This is a genomic window from uncultured Enterovirga sp., assembly GCF_964242715.1.
GTDB lineage: Bacteria > Pseudomonadota > Alphaproteobacteria > Rhizobiales > Beijerinckiaceae > Enterovirga.
The window spans coordinates 32788-47753 of the sequence record NZ_CAXTAZ010000038.1; the positions used below are offsets into that span (position 1 = coordinate 32788).

Annotated in this window: 18 protein-coding genes; 12 read left to right on the plus strand and 6 right to left on the minus strand. The window is 68.0% G+C overall.

The window, feature by feature from the left end:
* Positions 1 to 96: 96 nt before the first annotated feature.
* The 3 genes from rho to hemE form a co-directional block, all read right to left on the minus strand.
* Positions 97 to 1365, minus strand: coding sequence for a transcription termination factor Rho (gene rho / locus ACFE87_RS17375; protein ID WP_375460909.1), 1269 nt, complete (start codon positions 1363 to 1365; stop codon positions 97 to 99).
* Positions 1366 to 1554: 189 nt separating this feature from the next.
* Positions 1555 to 1980, minus strand: a complete 426-nt coding sequence (gene hemJ, locus ACFE87_RS17380; RefSeq protein ID WP_375460910.1) for a protoporphyrinogen oxidase HemJ — start codon at positions 1978 to 1980, stop codon at positions 1555 to 1557.
* A 4-nt stretch (positions 1981 to 1984) separates the two neighbouring features.
* Positions 1985 to 3022 carry a uroporphyrinogen decarboxylase gene (gene hemE / locus ACFE87_RS17385; protein ID WP_375460911.1) on the minus strand — a complete coding sequence of 346 codons (1038 nt, stop codon included), beginning with the start codon at positions 3020 to 3022 and terminating at the stop codon, positions 1985 to 1987.
* Between the two features lie 351 nt (positions 3023 to 3373).
* Here hemE and ACFE87_RS17390 point away from each other — a divergent pair, with 351 nt between their 5' ends.
* The 4 genes from ACFE87_RS17390 to dnaQ are packed head-to-tail and all read left to right on the plus strand — an operon-like array spanning position 3374 to position 6389.
* Positions 3374 to 4204: a pyruvate, water dikinase regulatory protein gene (locus ACFE87_RS17390; RefSeq protein ID WP_375460912.1), complete on the plus strand. Its 831-nt coding sequence runs from the start codon at positions 3374 to 3376 to the stop codon at positions 4202 to 4204.
* Position 4205: 1 nt separating this feature from the next.
* Positions 4206 to 5045 carry a shikimate dehydrogenase gene (locus tag ACFE87_RS17395; RefSeq protein ID WP_375460913.1) on the plus strand — a complete coding sequence of 280 codons (840 nt, stop codon included), beginning with the start codon at positions 4206 to 4208 and terminating at the stop codon, positions 5043 to 5045.
* Positions 5042 to 5680 (plus strand): dephospho-CoA kinase, encoded by a 639-nt coding sequence (coaE, locus tag ACFE87_RS17400; protein WP_375460914.1) that lies wholly within the window; start codon positions 5042 to 5044, stop codon positions 5678 to 5680. The genes ACFE87_RS17395 and coaE overlap by 4 nt, the downstream gene beginning before the upstream one ends.
* A complete protein-coding gene (gene dnaQ, locus ACFE87_RS17405; protein ID WP_375460915.1) occupies positions 5628 to 6389 on the plus strand; it encodes a DNA polymerase III subunit epsilon in 762 nt (253 codons plus the stop codon). Before coaE ends, dnaQ begins: the two co-directional genes overlap by 53 nt.
* Positions 6390 to 6395: 6 nt before the next feature.
* Here dnaQ and secB read toward each other — a convergent pair whose 3' ends face one another.
* Complete coding sequence (secB, locus tag ACFE87_RS17410; protein WP_375460916.1) at positions 6396 to 6920, minus strand: protein-export chaperone SecB; 525 nt, start codon at positions 6918 to 6920, stop codon at positions 6396 to 6398.
* A gap of 256 nt (positions 6921 to 7176) precedes the next feature.
* On the opposite strand from secB, the gene ACFE87_RS17415 reads away from it, so the two are divergent.
* From ACFE87_RS17415 to ACFE87_RS17450, 8 genes are all read left to right on the plus strand, one after another.
* Complete coding sequence (locus tag ACFE87_RS17415; RefSeq protein WP_375460927.1) at positions 7177 to 7899, plus strand: Tim44/TimA family putative adaptor protein; 723 nt, start codon at positions 7177 to 7179, stop codon at positions 7897 to 7899.
* Between the two features lie 141 nt (positions 7900 to 8040).
* Positions 8041 to 9111 carry a murein transglycosylase A gene (locus tag ACFE87_RS17420; protein ID WP_375460917.1) on the plus strand — a complete coding sequence of 357 codons (1071 nt, stop codon included), beginning with the start codon at positions 8041 to 8043 and terminating at the stop codon, positions 9109 to 9111.
* 230 nt (positions 9112 to 9341) lie between these two features.
* Positions 9342 to 9665: a Smr/MutS family protein gene (locus ACFE87_RS17425; protein WP_375460918.1), complete on the plus strand. Its 324-nt coding sequence runs from the start codon at positions 9342 to 9344 to the stop codon at positions 9663 to 9665.
* Between the two features lie 65 nt (positions 9666 to 9730).
* The gene (locus tag ACFE87_RS17430; protein WP_375460919.1) at positions 9731 to 10735 is read left to right on the plus strand and encodes an adenosine kinase; all 1005 of its coding nucleotides are present in this window, start codon (positions 9731 to 9733) and stop codon (positions 10733 to 10735) included.
* Between the two features lie 54 nt (positions 10736 to 10789).
* Positions 10790 to 11062 (plus strand): hypothetical protein, encoded by a 273-nt coding sequence (locus ACFE87_RS17435; RefSeq protein ID WP_375460920.1) that lies wholly within the window; start codon positions 10790 to 10792, stop codon positions 11060 to 11062.
* A 10-nt stretch (positions 11063 to 11072) separates the two neighbouring features.
* On the plus strand, positions 11073 to 11378 hold the full coding sequence (locus tag ACFE87_RS17440; RefSeq protein WP_375460921.1) for a hypothetical protein: 306 nt from the start codon (positions 11073 to 11075) through the stop codon (positions 11376 to 11378).
* Positions 11368 to 11883: a DUF427 domain-containing protein gene (locus ACFE87_RS17445; RefSeq protein WP_375460922.1), complete on the plus strand. Its 516-nt coding sequence runs from the start codon at positions 11368 to 11370 to the stop codon at positions 11881 to 11883. The genes ACFE87_RS17440 and ACFE87_RS17445 overlap by 11 nt, the downstream gene beginning before the upstream one ends.
* A gap of 76 nt (positions 11884 to 11959) precedes the next feature.
* Positions 11960 to 12931, plus strand: a complete 972-nt coding sequence (locus ACFE87_RS17450; RefSeq protein ID WP_375460923.1) for a Bug family tripartite tricarboxylate transporter substrate binding protein — start codon at positions 11960 to 11962, stop codon at positions 12929 to 12931.
* Here ACFE87_RS17450 and ACFE87_RS17455 read toward each other — a convergent pair.
* Together ACFE87_RS17455 and typA are read right to left on the minus strand one after the other, a co-directional pair.
* Positions 12903 to 13388, minus strand: a complete 486-nt coding sequence (locus tag ACFE87_RS17455) for a group III truncated hemoglobin (RefSeq protein WP_375460924.1) — start codon at positions 13386 to 13388, stop codon at positions 12903 to 12905. The two genes, ACFE87_RS17450 and ACFE87_RS17455, sit on opposite strands and share 29 nt — an antisense overlap.
* Positions 13345 to 14966: translational GTPase TypA (gene typA, locus ACFE87_RS17460; protein WP_375460925.1), on the minus strand; the 1622-nt coding region annotated here is incomplete at its 5' end. The genes ACFE87_RS17455 and typA, both read right to left, overlap by 44 nt.

Sequence of the window (14966 nt, forward strand, 5' to 3'; positions counted from 1 at the left end):
CAGGATGTGGCACGACCCCCGCGCCGACCCCGGCTTGCCGGAGCCTGAGTCTCAGCCTTTGAACGGTTTCTGCGGGCTGGGGCGAACCCCAGCCAATCAGGTGTTCATCGAGTCGAAGAAGTCACCGTTGGTTTTCGTCTGCCGCAGCTTGTCGAGCAGGAACTCGATCGCGTCCACCGTCCCCATCGGGTTCAGGATGCGTCGCAGGACATACATCTTCTTGAGGACGTCGGCCGGAACGAGCAGCTCTTCCTTGCGGGTGCCGGAGCGCGTGATGTCGAGCGCCGGGAAGATCCGCTTGTCCGAGACCTTTCGGTCGAGAATGATCTCGGAGTTACCCGTGCCCTTGAACTCTTCGAAGATCACCTCGTCCATGCGCGAGCCCGTATCGATCAGGGCGGTCGCGATGATGGTGAGCGACCCGCCTTCCTCGATATTTCGGGCCGCACCGAAGAAGCGCTTCGGCCGCTGCAGGGCGTTCGCGTCGACACCGCCGGTCAGCACCTTGCCGGATGACGGCACGACCGTGTTGTAGGCCCGGCCCAGGCGGGTGATCGAATCGAGCAGGATGACGACGTCCTTGCCGTGTTCGACGAGGCGCTTCGCCTTTTCGATCACCATCTCGGCGACCTGGACGTGACGCTGCGCCGGCTCGTCGAAGGTCGAGGAGATGACCTCGCCCTTCACCGACCGCTGCATATCGGTGACCTCTTCGGGCCGCTCGTCGATGAGGAGCACGATGAGGTAGCATTCGGCGTGGTTCGCCGTGACGGATTTCGCGATATTCTGGAGCAGCACCGTCTTGCCGGTCCGGGGCGGCGCGACGATCAGGGCGCGCTGGCCCTTCCCGATCGGGGCCACGACATCGATGATGCGAGCCGAGAAGTCCTTCTTGCCACCCTCGTCGAGATGCTCGAGCCGGATGCGCTCGTCCGGATAGAGCGGGGTCAGGTTGTCGAAATGGACCTTGTGCTTGATCTTCTCCGGGTCCTCGAAGTTGATCGTATTGACCTTGAGCAGCGCGAAATAACGCTCGCCTTCCTTCGGCCCGCGGATCGGTCCCTCGACTGTGTCGCCGGTTCGCAGGCCGAACCGCCGGATCTGCGAGGGCGAGACATAGATGTCGTCGGGTCCGGGCAGGTAATTCGAATCGGACGAGCGGAGGAAGCCGAAGCCGTCGAGGAGCACCTCGACAACCCCTGTTCCGACGATCTCGGTCTCGCGTGCGGCCAGCTGCTTCAGGATCGCGAACATGAGCTCCTGCTTGCGCATGGTGCTCGCATTCTCGACCTCCACCTCCTCGGCGAAGGTCAGGAGTTCCGTAGCCGACTTGGCCTTGAGGTCTTCAAGCTTCACTTCCCTCATCGGGGAACACTCTCGCTAGGATCGCGGGGCCGGGACTTGGCGGGAAGGGGCGCGACAGGATGGCCCGGTTCAAGCACGCCCGGTGTTGCGAACCCGTTTGGGCTCCACGCGCGGCGACCTGTCGGTTGGGAGAACTGAGCTATAGTCCGGTCACGGCCAAGCCTCAAGGGACTTGGCCGAAAAATTCGCTCAGAACGGTTTCGCGACGACGAGGATCACGATCCCGATCATCAGGAGCGTCGGGACTTCGTTCAGAACGCGGTAGAAGCGGGCCGGCCTCACATTCGTGTCGGACCCGAACCGCCGAACAGTCCCGGCGAGCCATCCATGCACGCCCGACATCAGGACGACGAGCGCGAATTTGGCTTGGAGCCAGCCCGACTGGAGGAAGGCTCCCTCCCAGGCGAGCCATAGCCCGGCGAGCCACGTCAGGATCATCGCCGGCGTCATGATGGCCCGAAGGAGCCGCCGCTCCATCACCTTGAAGGTCTCGGATTGCGGCGACCCGGCAGGGGCCTCGGCATGGTAGACGAAGAGCCGGGGCAGATAGAGCATCCCGGCCATCCAGGAGATGACCGCCAGGATGTGGACGATCTTCAGGGTCGGGTAGAGCACCGGCCTAGCTTTCGCGGATACGCTTCAACAGCCGGGCGACATTCTCGACCGGGGTCTCCTTCGTGATCCCGTGGCCGAGATTGAAGATATGCGGCCGCCCGCGCACCGCCTCCAGCACGCGGTCGACGCCCTCGTCGAGAGCCTTGCCGCCCTGGACGAGCAAGGTCGGGTCGAGATTGCCCTGCGAGGCGACCGCCGCTGGCAACGTCGTGATCGCGGCCGACAAGTCCGTCTCCTGGTCGATCCCAATCCCGGCTGCGCCAAGCGCTGCATACTCGGCCAGCCGCTCGCCCTGCCCTCTCGGGAACACGATCACCTTCGCACCGGGCCGTCGCGCCGTGACGCCGGCGATGATACGGCCGATCGGCTCGAGCGACAGCGGACCGAGACGGTCGGGTGACAGCGACCCGGCATGGCTCTCGAAAATCTGCACGGCGTCGGCCCCGGCTTCGAGCTGCGCCGACAGGTAGACGATCGAAGATTCGACGAGGAGATCGATCAGGGCGGCCATGAAGCCGGGATCCGACTGGGCCGCCTCCCGGGCCGGGCCCTGGTCCGGCGTACCCCGCCCGGCAATCATATAGGCCGCCACGGTCCAAGGAGCGCCGCAGAAGCCCAGCAGCGTCGTCTCCGCCGGCAGTCTTGCCCGGATCAGCCGCACGGCCTGGAGCACCGGCTCGAGGCGTTCGAGCGGCAAGGCAGACGCGAGCCGGTCGAGGCCCGCCCGGTCGGTCGTCGGCCGCAGCCGCGGCCCCTCGCCCGCATCCAGCCTGAACTCGGCGCCGAGCGCATCCGGCACGACGAGGATGTCGGAGAACAGGATCGAGCCGTCGAAACCGTAACGGCGGATCGGCTGCAGAGTCACCTCGGTCGCGAAACCAGGCGTGTAGCAGAGCGTTGTGAAGGAGCCGGCCTCGGCCCGGGTGGCGAGATATTCCGGGAGGTAGCGCCCGGCCTGCCGCATGATCCAGACGGGGGGCGGCCAGACGGCCTCGCCGTCGAGGACACGCATGATGGCCTTCTCGGTCGCGATCGCGGCCATCCCGCTCCCTTCAATCTAAATTCTGAATCTGACTCTCTCTTTCTCCTCTTGGAGCGTGACTCACGATCCCGCAATGCCATCCACAGCTCGCCCACACCATCGAGTCGGCGTGACGTCCGGCCTAGCGCTCAGCCCGGTTAACGAAAGGTAAAGGTTAATCAGGCGTTAACGTTCGCCTTCATCCTTGGAACCCGCCCATCTGCCCGGTTCCTCCCCGACTCCCGTTCCGACGCCTCCCGACGCGTCAAATGTTAACGATTGAGCCCAGGCTTGAACCGGCCCGGCTCCTGGACCGGGCTGGTCGGCTTCGCTATCCACACTCGTCGACTCCCCATACATGGGCTGGAGATCGTGGGCCGAAGCTACTTCCATCTCCACCTTGTGTCGGACTCGACCGGCGAAACGCTGATCGCGGTCGCCCGGGCAGCGACCGCGCAATACGAAGGCGTGTCCGCGATCGAGCATGTCTATCCGCTGGTCCGCTCCGCCAGGCAGCTCGACCGCGTGCTCTCCGAGATCGACACGGCGCCCGGCATCGTCCTCTACACGCTGGTCGACCGCGACCTTGCCGTGCGGCTCGAGGAGAAGTGTCGCGAGGTCGGCTGTCCGCACCTTTCGGTTCTGGCGCCGGTCCACTCGCTTCTCGAATCCTATATCGGCACGGCCTCGACGGCGCGGCCCGGCGCTCAGCACATGCTGAATGCCGAGTATTTCAAGCGCATCGACGCCATGAACTTCACCCTGCTCCACGACGACGGCCAGCTTCCCGACGACCTGGACGATGCCGACGTGGTCTTGGTGGGAATCAGCCGGACATCGAAGACGCCGACCTCGATCTACCTCGCCAACCGGGGCCTCAAGACGGCGAATATCCCCCTCGTGCCGGGACATCCGCCGCCTTCGCGTCTCGACCGGGCCAAGCGGGCGCTGGTGGTCGGGCTCGTGGCCTCGCCGGAGCGCATCGTACAGATCCGGCAGAACCGGCTGCTCTCCCTCAAGGCGGACGAGGATACGGCCTATGTCGATCGGGAGCGCGTGGCCGAGGAGGTCGCCTTCTCGCGCCGGCTCTGCGCCCGCAACAACTGGCCGATGATCGACGTCACGCGCCGCTCGATCGAGGAGACGGCAGCTGCGATCGTGGACCTCTACCGGGCGCATGCGATGAAATTCATCGCGACCTGAGATGACGAAGGCCTTCGTGATCGGGCATCCGATTGCCCATTCCCGCTCGCCGCTGATCCACGGCTTCTGGCTCAGGGAGCATGGCCTCGCCGGATCCTACGAGCGGATCGACGTGCCGCCGGACGAGCTTGCGGGTTTTCTGACGACCTTTGCGGAGCGCGGCTTCGTGGGCGGGAACGTGACGGTGCCGCACAAGGAGGCCGTCTTCCGCCTCGTGCCGGCCTCGACCGAGCGGGCGCAGAGGCTGGGCGCGGTCAACACGCTCCGCGCGATGCCGGACGGGAGCCTTCTCGCCGACAATACGGACGGGATCGGATTCGCCGAGAATGTCGCGGACGCGATCGGGCCGGGCTGGGCCGGGGAGGTTTCCTCCGCGCTCGTCCTCGGCGCCGGCGGAGCGGCCCGGGCCATCCTGGGTGCGCTCCTGGAGCATGGCATCCCGCGCATCCGGGTCGCGAACCGCAATCCCGACCGGGCCGCCGACCTCGCGCGATTCGACCCCGACCGGGTCGAGGCGATCGCCTGGAACGCCCGGGAGGCCGCGCTCGCCGGGACCGACCTCGTGGTCAACACGACCTCGCTCGGCATGACCGGGCAGCCGCCGCTCGATCTCGACCTGTCGGCGCTCGGCCCGTCGGGAATCGTCGCCGACATCGTCTACGTGCCGCTCGTCACGCCGCTCCTCGAACGGGCCCGGGCTCGAGGGCTCCGGACCGTCGAGGGCCTCGGGATGCTGCTCCACCAGGCGGTCCCTGGCTTCGAGGCTTGGTTCGGCACGCGACCTCGGGTCACGGGCGAACTTCGAGCCCTGGTCGAGGCCGATGTCGAGGGCCGCCGGTGACCTTCGTGCTCGGGCTTACGGGCTCGATCGGAATGGGGAAGTCGACCACGGGCGCGATGTTCAGGAACCGGGGCGTGCCGGTCCATGATGCCGACGGGGCGGTCCACGCCCTCTACCGGGGTAAAGCTGCATCCCTGATCGAGGCGGCCTTTCCCGGAACCGTGCAGGACGGGGTTGTCGATCGGGCTCGACTGGGCGCGATCGTGCTCGGCTCGACCGAGCAGCTGCGGAACCTGGAAGGGATCGTCCACCCGCTTGTCCGCGCGGCAGAGCAGGCCTTCCTGGACAGGGCCGTTCGGAGCAGGGCCCCGATCGCCATCCTCGACATCCCGCTTCTTATCGAATCCGGAGGGATGAACCGCGTCGACGCTGTCCTGGTCGTCACCGCCCGGGCCGAAATCCAGCGCGACAGGGTTCTGGCGAGGCCCGGGATGGATCAGGCGAAGTTCGTCGCCATCCTGGCCCGGCAGGTTCCCGATCGCGAAAAGCGGGCGCGCTCGCATTTCCTGGTGGATACGGGCCACGGCCTCCATCGCGCGGAAGCCCAGGTCGGGGATATCCTGCGGGCGATTGCCGGCCGAGATGGCCGCGTCGCCGCCACCATTCGGGATACCCGCCCTGACCGCCCTGCGTGAAATCGTCTTCGACACCGAGACCACCGGCATCGACCATGCGACGGGGGATCGGGTCGTCGAGATCGGCGGGATCGAGCTCCTGAACCACATCCCGACGGGACGGAACTTCCATGCCTATCTGAACCCCGAACGGCCGATGGCACAGGGTGCCTTCGAGGTGCACGGCCTCTCGGACGCATTCCTGGCCGACAAGCCCCTGTTCCGGACGGTGGCGGACGAGCTTCATGCCTTCCTGGGCGACGCGAGACTCGTCGCCCACAACGCCGCTTTCGACATCGGCTTCCTCAATGCGGAATTCGGTCGGACCGGGCATCCGGTGCTCGCGATGGAGCGGGTCGTCGACACGTTGGCGCTGGCCCGCCGCAAACATCCCGGCGCGTCGAACAGTCTCGACGCCCTGTGCAGCCGCTACGGCATCGACCGCTCACGCCGCGTCAAGCACGGCGCCCTGCTGGATTCTGAGCTGCTGGCCGAGATCTATATCGAACTGATCGGCGGCCGTCAGACCGATCTCGGGCTGGGCCTTGCCCGCGAGGCAGCCCGACCCACGGCAGGAGCCATGCTGATCCCGGTGATCCGGTCCGTTCGGCCGGACCGGTCACGTCTGAGCGCGGCTGAACGCGAGGCTCACGCGGCTTTTCTGGCGAGCCTCGGCGACGCGCCGCTCTGGGGCCAATACCTGGGCGGCGGGGGTACGATGGCCGCCTGACGTCCGTCAGCTCGCGAGCGGTGCGATGCCCTGCTCGGCCCCGGCCGAAGCCTCGACCTTCTGCCGGTACAAGCCCACGAAATCGATCGGATCGATGTAGAGCGGAGGGAAGCCGCCGTTCCGAACGGCCTCGGCCACGATCTGCCGAGCGAACGGGAACAGGAGGCGCGGGCATTCGATCATGATCACGGCGTGAAGATCGTTCGCCGGGATATTCTTGACCCGGAACACGCCCGAATAGGTGAGGTCGAAGGCGAACAACACCTCCTCGCCGATCTTGGCATTCCCCTCGAGCGAGAGATCGACCTCGAAATCGGTCTCGGCGAGCTGCTTCGCGTTGACATTCACCTGGATGGAGATCTGCGGGCCCTGCTGCTGGGGTTGCAGCGAGCGCGGCGCGTTCGGATTCTCGAAGGAGATGTCCTTGGCATATTGCGCCAGCGCATTCAGCTGCGGGCCTTCCGGGGTAGCCTGCTGATGCGGCGGAGGGGCGGCGGGGTGTGCGCCGTTGCCTGCCGGATTATCGGCCATGTTCGGCTCCTGTCGAGTGGGATTGGGATCGGCTGGACGCCAAAGCGATCGGGCGCCCCGGACCTCGGCCCGGCCGGCGGGCATGGCGCTATCACGCTTTATTGAGGCTCACAAGACGATGCGGCGGGCCTTGCTTGTGAAGCCGCAGGGTGGATGTTACGGACCATGTCTCCCATATGGCCAATATCCGTAATGGCGGCGGCCGCGGCGAGCCGCCTGCGACCGGCCGGCTTCGAGGTCAAAGATCCGTTCGATGATGCAAGAGTCGTTCGACGTGACCACCCTCGTATTCCTGGCGCTCGCCGTCTTTGTCATCTGGCGGCTTCGCTCCGTGCTGGGACAGAAGACGGGCCGGGAGCAGCCCCCGGCTGACACGTTCGCCCGCAAGGAGGTACCAGACCCGTCCCGCCCGGCCGCGAAGCCTGCGGACAACGTGGTCAGGCTGCCGACCGGCGGGGTCGAGCGGCCAGCCTCTGCCGTGGTTCCGCCGCAGGAACGCTGGGCCGGCATCGCCGAGCCCGGAACTCCGATCGCTCGTGGCCTCGACGAGATCAGCAAGATCGAGTCGAATTTCGACGCGCGGGCTTTCGCCGAAGGCGCGAAGTCAGCCTATGAGATGATCGTCACCGCATTCGCCCAAGGCGACGCCAAGACGCTGAAGGGCTTGCTCTCCCGCGATGTCTTCGAAGGGTTCGAACGCGCGATCCAGGATCGGGAGAAACGCGGCGAGAAGGCGGAAACGACCTTCGTGTCCGTCGACAAGGCCGAGATCGTCGGGGTCGAATGCCGTAATCGCGTCGCGCAGGTGACGATGCGGTTCGTATCGAAGCTGATCACGGCGACCCGGGATTCGGCCGGTGCGGTGATCGAGGGCGATCCCGAGGCGGTCGTGGATGTGACCGATGTCTGGACCTTCGCCCGGACGCTCGGGATCCGCGATCCCAACTGGCAGCTGGTCGCAACCGAAGCCGGCCAGTAGCGGGGCACGTAGCCATGAGCTCGTCGCTCCAGGATCTCGGCTGAGAGCTGGGTCGAGCCGATGAGCCGGCCGCGATCCCGTCTGCCGCGATTCCGGCCCGCGCTCCTCGCAATCATCCTTGCGGCTGTCGGTTCCGCGCCGGTGGCGATTGCGCGTCCCTCGGGTGGGCCCGAGGTTCTGTTTGCCGGTCTCGAGGGCTGGCTCGCGGACGACCATGCCGGAGCCTTGCGGGCCTTCCGGGCGGGGTGCCGGTCGGCCAAGACGGGGGTTCGGCACCCGACCCGGACATGCCGGGCTGCCGCGCGGGTCGGGCCGAGCCAGCCTGAGGCCCGACGCTTCTTCGAGCGCTGGTTCGATCCCGCCGAGGTCTCCGCGCGTGGCTTCCTGACCGGGTATTACGAACCCGAACTGCCCGGGTCGCTGACCCCGGACTCCCAACATCGCACGCCGCTCCTCGCAAAGCCGGCCGACCTCGTCGTCCGCTCGCCCGTCGGCGCGCCGCCGGGCTGGCCGGAGGGCCGAACCGCAGCCCGGCGAACGCCGTCCGGCTTCGAGCCTCTGCAGGAGCGCGGCGCGATCGAGGACGGGGCGCTGGGTGAGGCTGCTGCGCCGCTCGTCTATCTGGCCGACCAGGTCGATGCCTTCATGGTCCATGTCCAGGGCTCTGCCCGTATACGGCTGCCCGACGGAAAGCTGATGCGCGTCGGGTTCGACGGCCGGAATGGGCATCCCTACACCTCGATCGGGCGCGTCCTGGCCGATCAGGAGGGGATCGCTCCGGCCGAGATGACCGCGGACCGCCTGGTGGCCTGGCTCAAGGCCAACCCGGACCGCGCGCCAGGCATCATGCGGGCGAACCGCTCCTACATCTTCTTCCGAGAGGTCGAGTCCAAGCCGGGCGAGGGTCCGGTTGGGGCGGCAGGGATTCCGCTCGTGGCCGGGAAGAGTCTCGCCGTGGATCGCTCCGTTTGGCGCTACGGGACTTTGGTCTGGCTCGAGGGCGATCTGCCTCGGCCGGAGGGCGGCACGGAGCCTTTGCGGCGCCTGGTCGTGGCGCAGGATACGGGCGCAGCCATCGTCGGCCCGGCCCGCGGCGACCTTTTCTTCGGGTCCGGCACCGATGCCGGAGCCCGGGCGAGCCTGGCCCGGCAGCAGGTGCGATGGGTGGTGCTGCAGCCGCGGCCGCGGCCGCGCCCCGAGATGCCGCGGTGAAACGGCGGTCGCGCCGTGCCCTGACCGTGGAGGAGCGGCGGCTCTGGGCGGAGGTCGCCCGCCATGTGCGGCCCCTCGCGGGACAGCTGGTCGTTCCGAAGGAACCCGGGCCCAAACCGGAGGCGGAGGCTCAACCTGCGCCCGCGCCGAAGGTCGAGCCAAGGGCCGAGCCGCCTCGACCTGTCCCGCGACCTCGCCTGGCACCCCTGGCGCCGCTCGAGCGGCGGACCGTGCGCGCTCTCGCTCGCGGCCGCGCTGAGCCGGATGCCGTCATCGACCTTCATGGCCTCACCCAGGCCGAGGCCCATGGCCGGCTGATCGGCTTTCTCCGACGGGCGAGAAGCGCCGGGCACGGGCTCGTCCTCGTCGTCACAGGGCAGGGCGGCCGCGACGGCGGCACGGGCGAGCGCGGCGTGCTGCGGAGGGTCGTCCCTCACTGGCTCCAGGTGGCTGACTTGCGGTCGCTGGTGCTCGGTTTCGAGGAGGCCGGTACCCGCCAGGGCGGCGCGGGTGCCCTCTATGTCCGCCTGCGTCGCGACCGGTCGCACGGCTGAGGCCGCTTGACCCTTCCGGGGCGCCGGTGCCAAAGCGGGCCTCCTTCTCCCATCGAAGTTTCGCCATGCCCCAGCCCGGCCTCGACATCCTTGCGCTCGGCAACGCCATCGTGGACGTCCTGTCCCACACCGACGAACGCTTCCTCGTGGACCATGCCCTGCACAAGGGAACCATGGCCCTGATCGACGAGGCGCGCGCGGAAAGCCTCTACGCGGCCATGGGCCCGGCCGTGATCGTCTCGGGCGGCTCGGCCGCGAACACGGCCGTCGGCGCGGCCGCGCTCGGGGCCAGGACCGGCTTCGTCGGCAAGGTCCGGGACGACGAGCTCGGCCGGCTCTTCAGCCACGACCTGAACGCGACGGGCGTCGCCTTCGCGACCGCCCCGGCCACGTCGGGGCCGGCGACGGCGCGCTGCTTCGTCCTCGTGACACCCGACGGCGAGCGGACGATGAACACCTATCTGGGCGCCTGCCAGGATCTGAACCCGTCCGACATCGACGAAGCGACGGTCGCCGCAGCCCGCATCGTCTATCTCGAAGGCTATCTGTGGGACCCGCCGGCCGCGAAGGAGGCCTTCCGCAAGGCGGTCGGGATCGCGCACGGCGCCGGCAACCGGGTCGCTCTGTCGCTCTCCGACCCGTTCTGCGTCGACCGCTACCGGGCCGAGTTCCGGGAACTTGTTCGCGACGGCAGCGTCGACATCCTGTTCGCCAACATCCACGAATTGAAGAGCCTCTACGAGACGGCGGACGAGGACACGGCGCTGGCTGCCCTGCGGCAGGAGCGGTTGCTTGGCGTCGTGACGCGGTCGTCCGACGGCGCCCTCGTCGTGTCGCGCGAGGGGACCGAGGAGGTCGCAGCCTTCCCGGTCGACAAGGTCGTGGACACGACCGGAGCGGGCGACCTGTTCGCGGCCGGCTTCCTGGCCGGCCTGTCGCGCGGCCTGGACGCTCGCAGCTGCGCCCGGCTCGGCGGGCTCGCCGCGGCGGAGGTGATCGGCCATCTCGGCGCCCGGCCGCAGGCGAACCTGGCCGAACTCGCGGTCCGGGAAGGCGTGCTTCCCGGGTAACGGTCCCGCTCGAACGCTTTCGTCGGCCTCGCGTTGTCGGCGGACGGAGGCGACATGAGCAACGCAGGCTACGAGAATCACGACGCGCCGACACCCGGATCGTCGACTCCGCCCGGGGCGGAACCAGACCGACCGGGCGAGGGGTCCGGACCTCCAAAGGCCGAGACCGACAGCCGTGTCAAGCCGCGTCCGGACGGCTCGGGTCAGCCTGCCGCGACGACCGACACGACCAGGTCCGGCGCCGGTCAGGGCGATGTGGCGACGCCGGGCGACGGTGCCGGCCCGGCCGGCGGACAGGGCGACGAAGCCGATCCGGGCGTGGGCTAGGAGCGCGGTCATGGGCTACGACAAGCCGAGCGACGACGCGGTCGGAACCCCCGAACTCCGGGACGATGGCCGCCAGACGAGCGCCCAGAAGGCGGTGCTCGGAGGCGGTGGCGAGGATGGCGGCAGGCCCGAGCCGAAGAGCAAAGAGGACTGGCGGGAGCGGGGCGCCTCCGGCGGCGAACCTGGCCGGCCTCCGGTCGCGATCGGGGGCAATAGCGGAGGCCATGGCGACCGCATGCCCGTCGGGGGCCCGGGATCGCCCGACGTTCCTGCCACCAATCCGAAGACACGGCCCGGCCATCAGCATGAGGCCTGAACGGATGCTGGGGCGGCCCGTCCCAGACACGCCGTTACCGGGCCAGGAGAGCGTCTGGTCCTTTCCCCGGCCGGCAGTCGCGCAGCCGACCTCGCATCATCTCCGGGTCGTGTTCGCAGGCCGCGTGGTCGCCGAGACCCGGCGCGGCTTCCGGGTGCTCGAGACGAGCCACCCGCCAACCTATTACTTCCCGGCCGACGATGTCGTGACCGCCTGCCTCGCCGCGGCGGACGGAAGCAGTCTCTGCGAGTGGAAGGGGGGCGCCCGCTATTTCGACGTTATGGCCGGCGGGGCGACGGCGCCCAAGGCGGCCTGGTCCTACCCGCATCCCGCGCCGGAGTTCAGGCGCATCCGCAACCACATCGCCTTCTACGCGGCCGCGATGGAGGCCTGTTTCGTGGACGAGGAACGGGTGACACCGCAGCCGGGCGGCTTCTACGGCGGATGGATCACCTCGCATGTGGCAGGGCCCTTCAAAGGCCCGCCGGGCACGCGGATGTGGTGACGGCGGATTGCCGGTCGCGCGGGATCTCGCGATGATGTCTGCAGAAACGCCACAAGAGGCGGGCGGGGAGGAACGGATGTCGGTGCTCACGAGGCGAATGGTTTCGGTTGCGATCGCGGCTTCGGCCTGGTCGGGAACGGCCTCTGCCCAGGACTGGCCGCAGCGTCCCGTGACGATCGTGGTCCCGTTCACGGCGGGCGGAACGACCGACATGTTCGGGCGCATCTTTGCCCAGGCCATGCAGGAGAAATACGGCAAGCCCTTCCTGGTCGAGAACCGGGCCGGGGCGGGCGGGACGGTCGGGGCCGCGGCCGTGTCCAAGGCGCTCAACGACGGCCACACCCTTCTCGTCGGCACGGCGTCCACCCATGCCATCGCGCCCTGTGTCTATAAGCGCACGGGCTACGATGCGGATGCCGATTTCCAGCCGATCAGCCTGTTCGCCACCCTGCCCAACCTCCTCGTCGTGAGTCCCAAGCTTCCGATCAAGACCTTCGCGGAGTTCGTGGAACACGTGAAGGCGAATTCGGGCAAGCTCAGCTACGGCTCCTCGGGGGTCGGCGCCTCGAACCATCTGCCGGGCGAGATGATCCAGAATCTCACCGGCGCGAAGATGACCCATGTGCCGTATCGGTCCTCGAACGACATCATGAACGCGCTCGCGGGCGGCCATATCGACCTCGCCTTCGACAACATGACGCTCGCCTGGCCGCAGGCCCAAGGCGGGACCGTGCGGGCGATCGCGGTGACCTCGAAGGAGAGAAGCCCGACCGCACCGGATGTGCCCGCGATCGCCGAGACCTTCCCGAGCTTCGACGTCGCGACCTGGCACGGGCTCTTCGCGCCGGCCGGCACGCCACGCCCGATCGTCGATCAGATCGCGGCCGACGTGAAGCGGATCTACGACACGGCCGAGGTGAAGAAGAAGCTCTACGACGTCGGCGCCGTGCCGACCCCCAACACGCCGGACGTCTTCACGGCTTTCGCCAAGACGGAACGGACCAAATACGAGCGGATCGTCAAGGAAGCGGGGCTGTCGCCGCAATAGGCGAGGGCCCCGAAACGCCGGGCCGGAAGAACAATCCGGCTTGCAGGCTGGCGGCAATGAGCCCGGCGCGGGCCTCCATCGCAGCGGCGAGGTCCGGAGCGAGGAGCGACCGGCAGGATTCCCCGAAGAGACTGAGCCAGCGCGCGAACAAAGCCGGGCTGATCCCCTCGACCTTCGCGTGGACCGCGAAGGGATTGCCCTTGTAGCGGCCGGTCTTGAGCATGACCGAGGACCAGAAGTCGGCGATGACGGCCATGTGGGCGGGCCAAGCCTCGTCGGTGACGGCGCGAGCGAAGACGGGGCCGAGTTCGGGATCGAGCCGGACCCGGGCATAGAACGCATCCAGCACCGCCGCGATCGCGGCTTCCGACACGACGTCGAAGGTCGCGCTCCCGGCGGCGGCGCCGCCTGCCTCAGGCAGCCGCGTCGCGGGTCCGCTCGGCGCGTTTGCGGTCATTCGGGTCGAGCACGCCCTTGCGGAGCCGGATCGATTTCGGCGTCACCTCGACGAGCTCGTCGTCGGCGATCCAGGCGAGCGAGCGCTCCAGCGTCATCCGGATCGGCGGCGTGAGCCGCACGGCCTCGTCCTTCGACGTGGTTCGGATATTCGTGAGCTTCTTGCCCTTGAGCACGTTCACCTCGAGGTCGTTCTCGCGGTTATGCTCGCCGATGATCATGCCCTGATACACCTTCCAGCCGGGCTCGATCATCATCGGGCCGCGATCCTCGAGATTCCAGAGCGCGTAGGCGACGGCCTCGCCGGAATCGTTCGAGATCATGACGCCGTTGCGGCGGCCCGGGATCTCGCCCCGGAACGGCGCGTATTCGTGGAAGAGCCGGTTCATGATGGCGGTGCCGCGCGTGTCGGTCATCAGCTCGCCCTGGTAGCCGATGAGGCCACGGGTGGGCGCGTAGAAGACGAGCCGCTGGCGCGAACCGCCCGACGGGCGCATCTCGACCATCTCGGCCTTGCGCTCGGACATCTTCTGCACGACGACGCCGGAATATTCCTCGTCGACGTCGATCACGACCTCCTCGATCGGCTCGAGCAACTCGCCGGCGGCATCCTTCTCGAAGACCACGCGGGGCCGCGACACGGCCATTTCGAAGCCCTCGCGCCGCATGGTTTCGATCAAGATCGCGAGCTGCAATTCGCCCCGGCCGGAGACGAAGAAGGAATCCTTGTCCTCGGCCTCCTCGATCTTCAGCGTGACGTTGCCTTCGCCCTCCTTGAACAGGCGCTCGCGGATCATCCGGCTCGTGACCTTGTCGCCCTCGGTTCCGGCGAGCGGCGAGTCGTTCACGATGAAGGACATCGTCACCGTTGGCGGGTCGATCGGTTGGGCCTGGATCGGGGTGTCGATCGCGGGATCGCAGAAGGTGTCGGCGACCGAGCCCTTCACGAGGCCGGCGATCGAGACGATGTCGCCCGCCTCGCCGAGCTCGATCGGCTGGCGCTCCAGGCCCCGGAAGGCCAGGATTTTCGTCACGCGGCCGGTCTCGACGTGATTGCCCAGGCGGTCCAGCACCTTGATCGTCTGGTTCGGCTTCACGGTGCCGGAATCGATCCGACCGGTGATGATGCGGCCGAGGAAGGGGTTCGCCTCGAGGAGGGTGCCCAGCATCCGGAACGGCCCCTCGCCGACCGAGGCCTCGGGCACGTGCCGCAGCACGACGTCGAAGAGCGGCGCGAGGCCCTCGTCCTGCGGACCCTCGGGCGAGGTCGCCATCCAGCCGTTGCGGCCGGAGCCGTAGAGGATCGGGAAATCGAGCTGCTCGTCGGTCGCGTCGAGCGCGGCGAAGAGATCGAACACCTCGTTGATGACCTCGGTCGCGCGCGCGTCCGGCCGGTCCACCTTGTTAATCGCGACGATCGGCTTCAGCCCGATCTTCAGCGCCTTGCCGACCACGAATTTCGTCTGCGGCATCGGGCCCTCGGCCGCGTCCACCAGCACGATCACGCCGTCCACCATGGAGAGGATGCGCTCGACCTCGCCGCCGAAATCGGCGTGGCCGGGGGTGTCGACGATGTTGA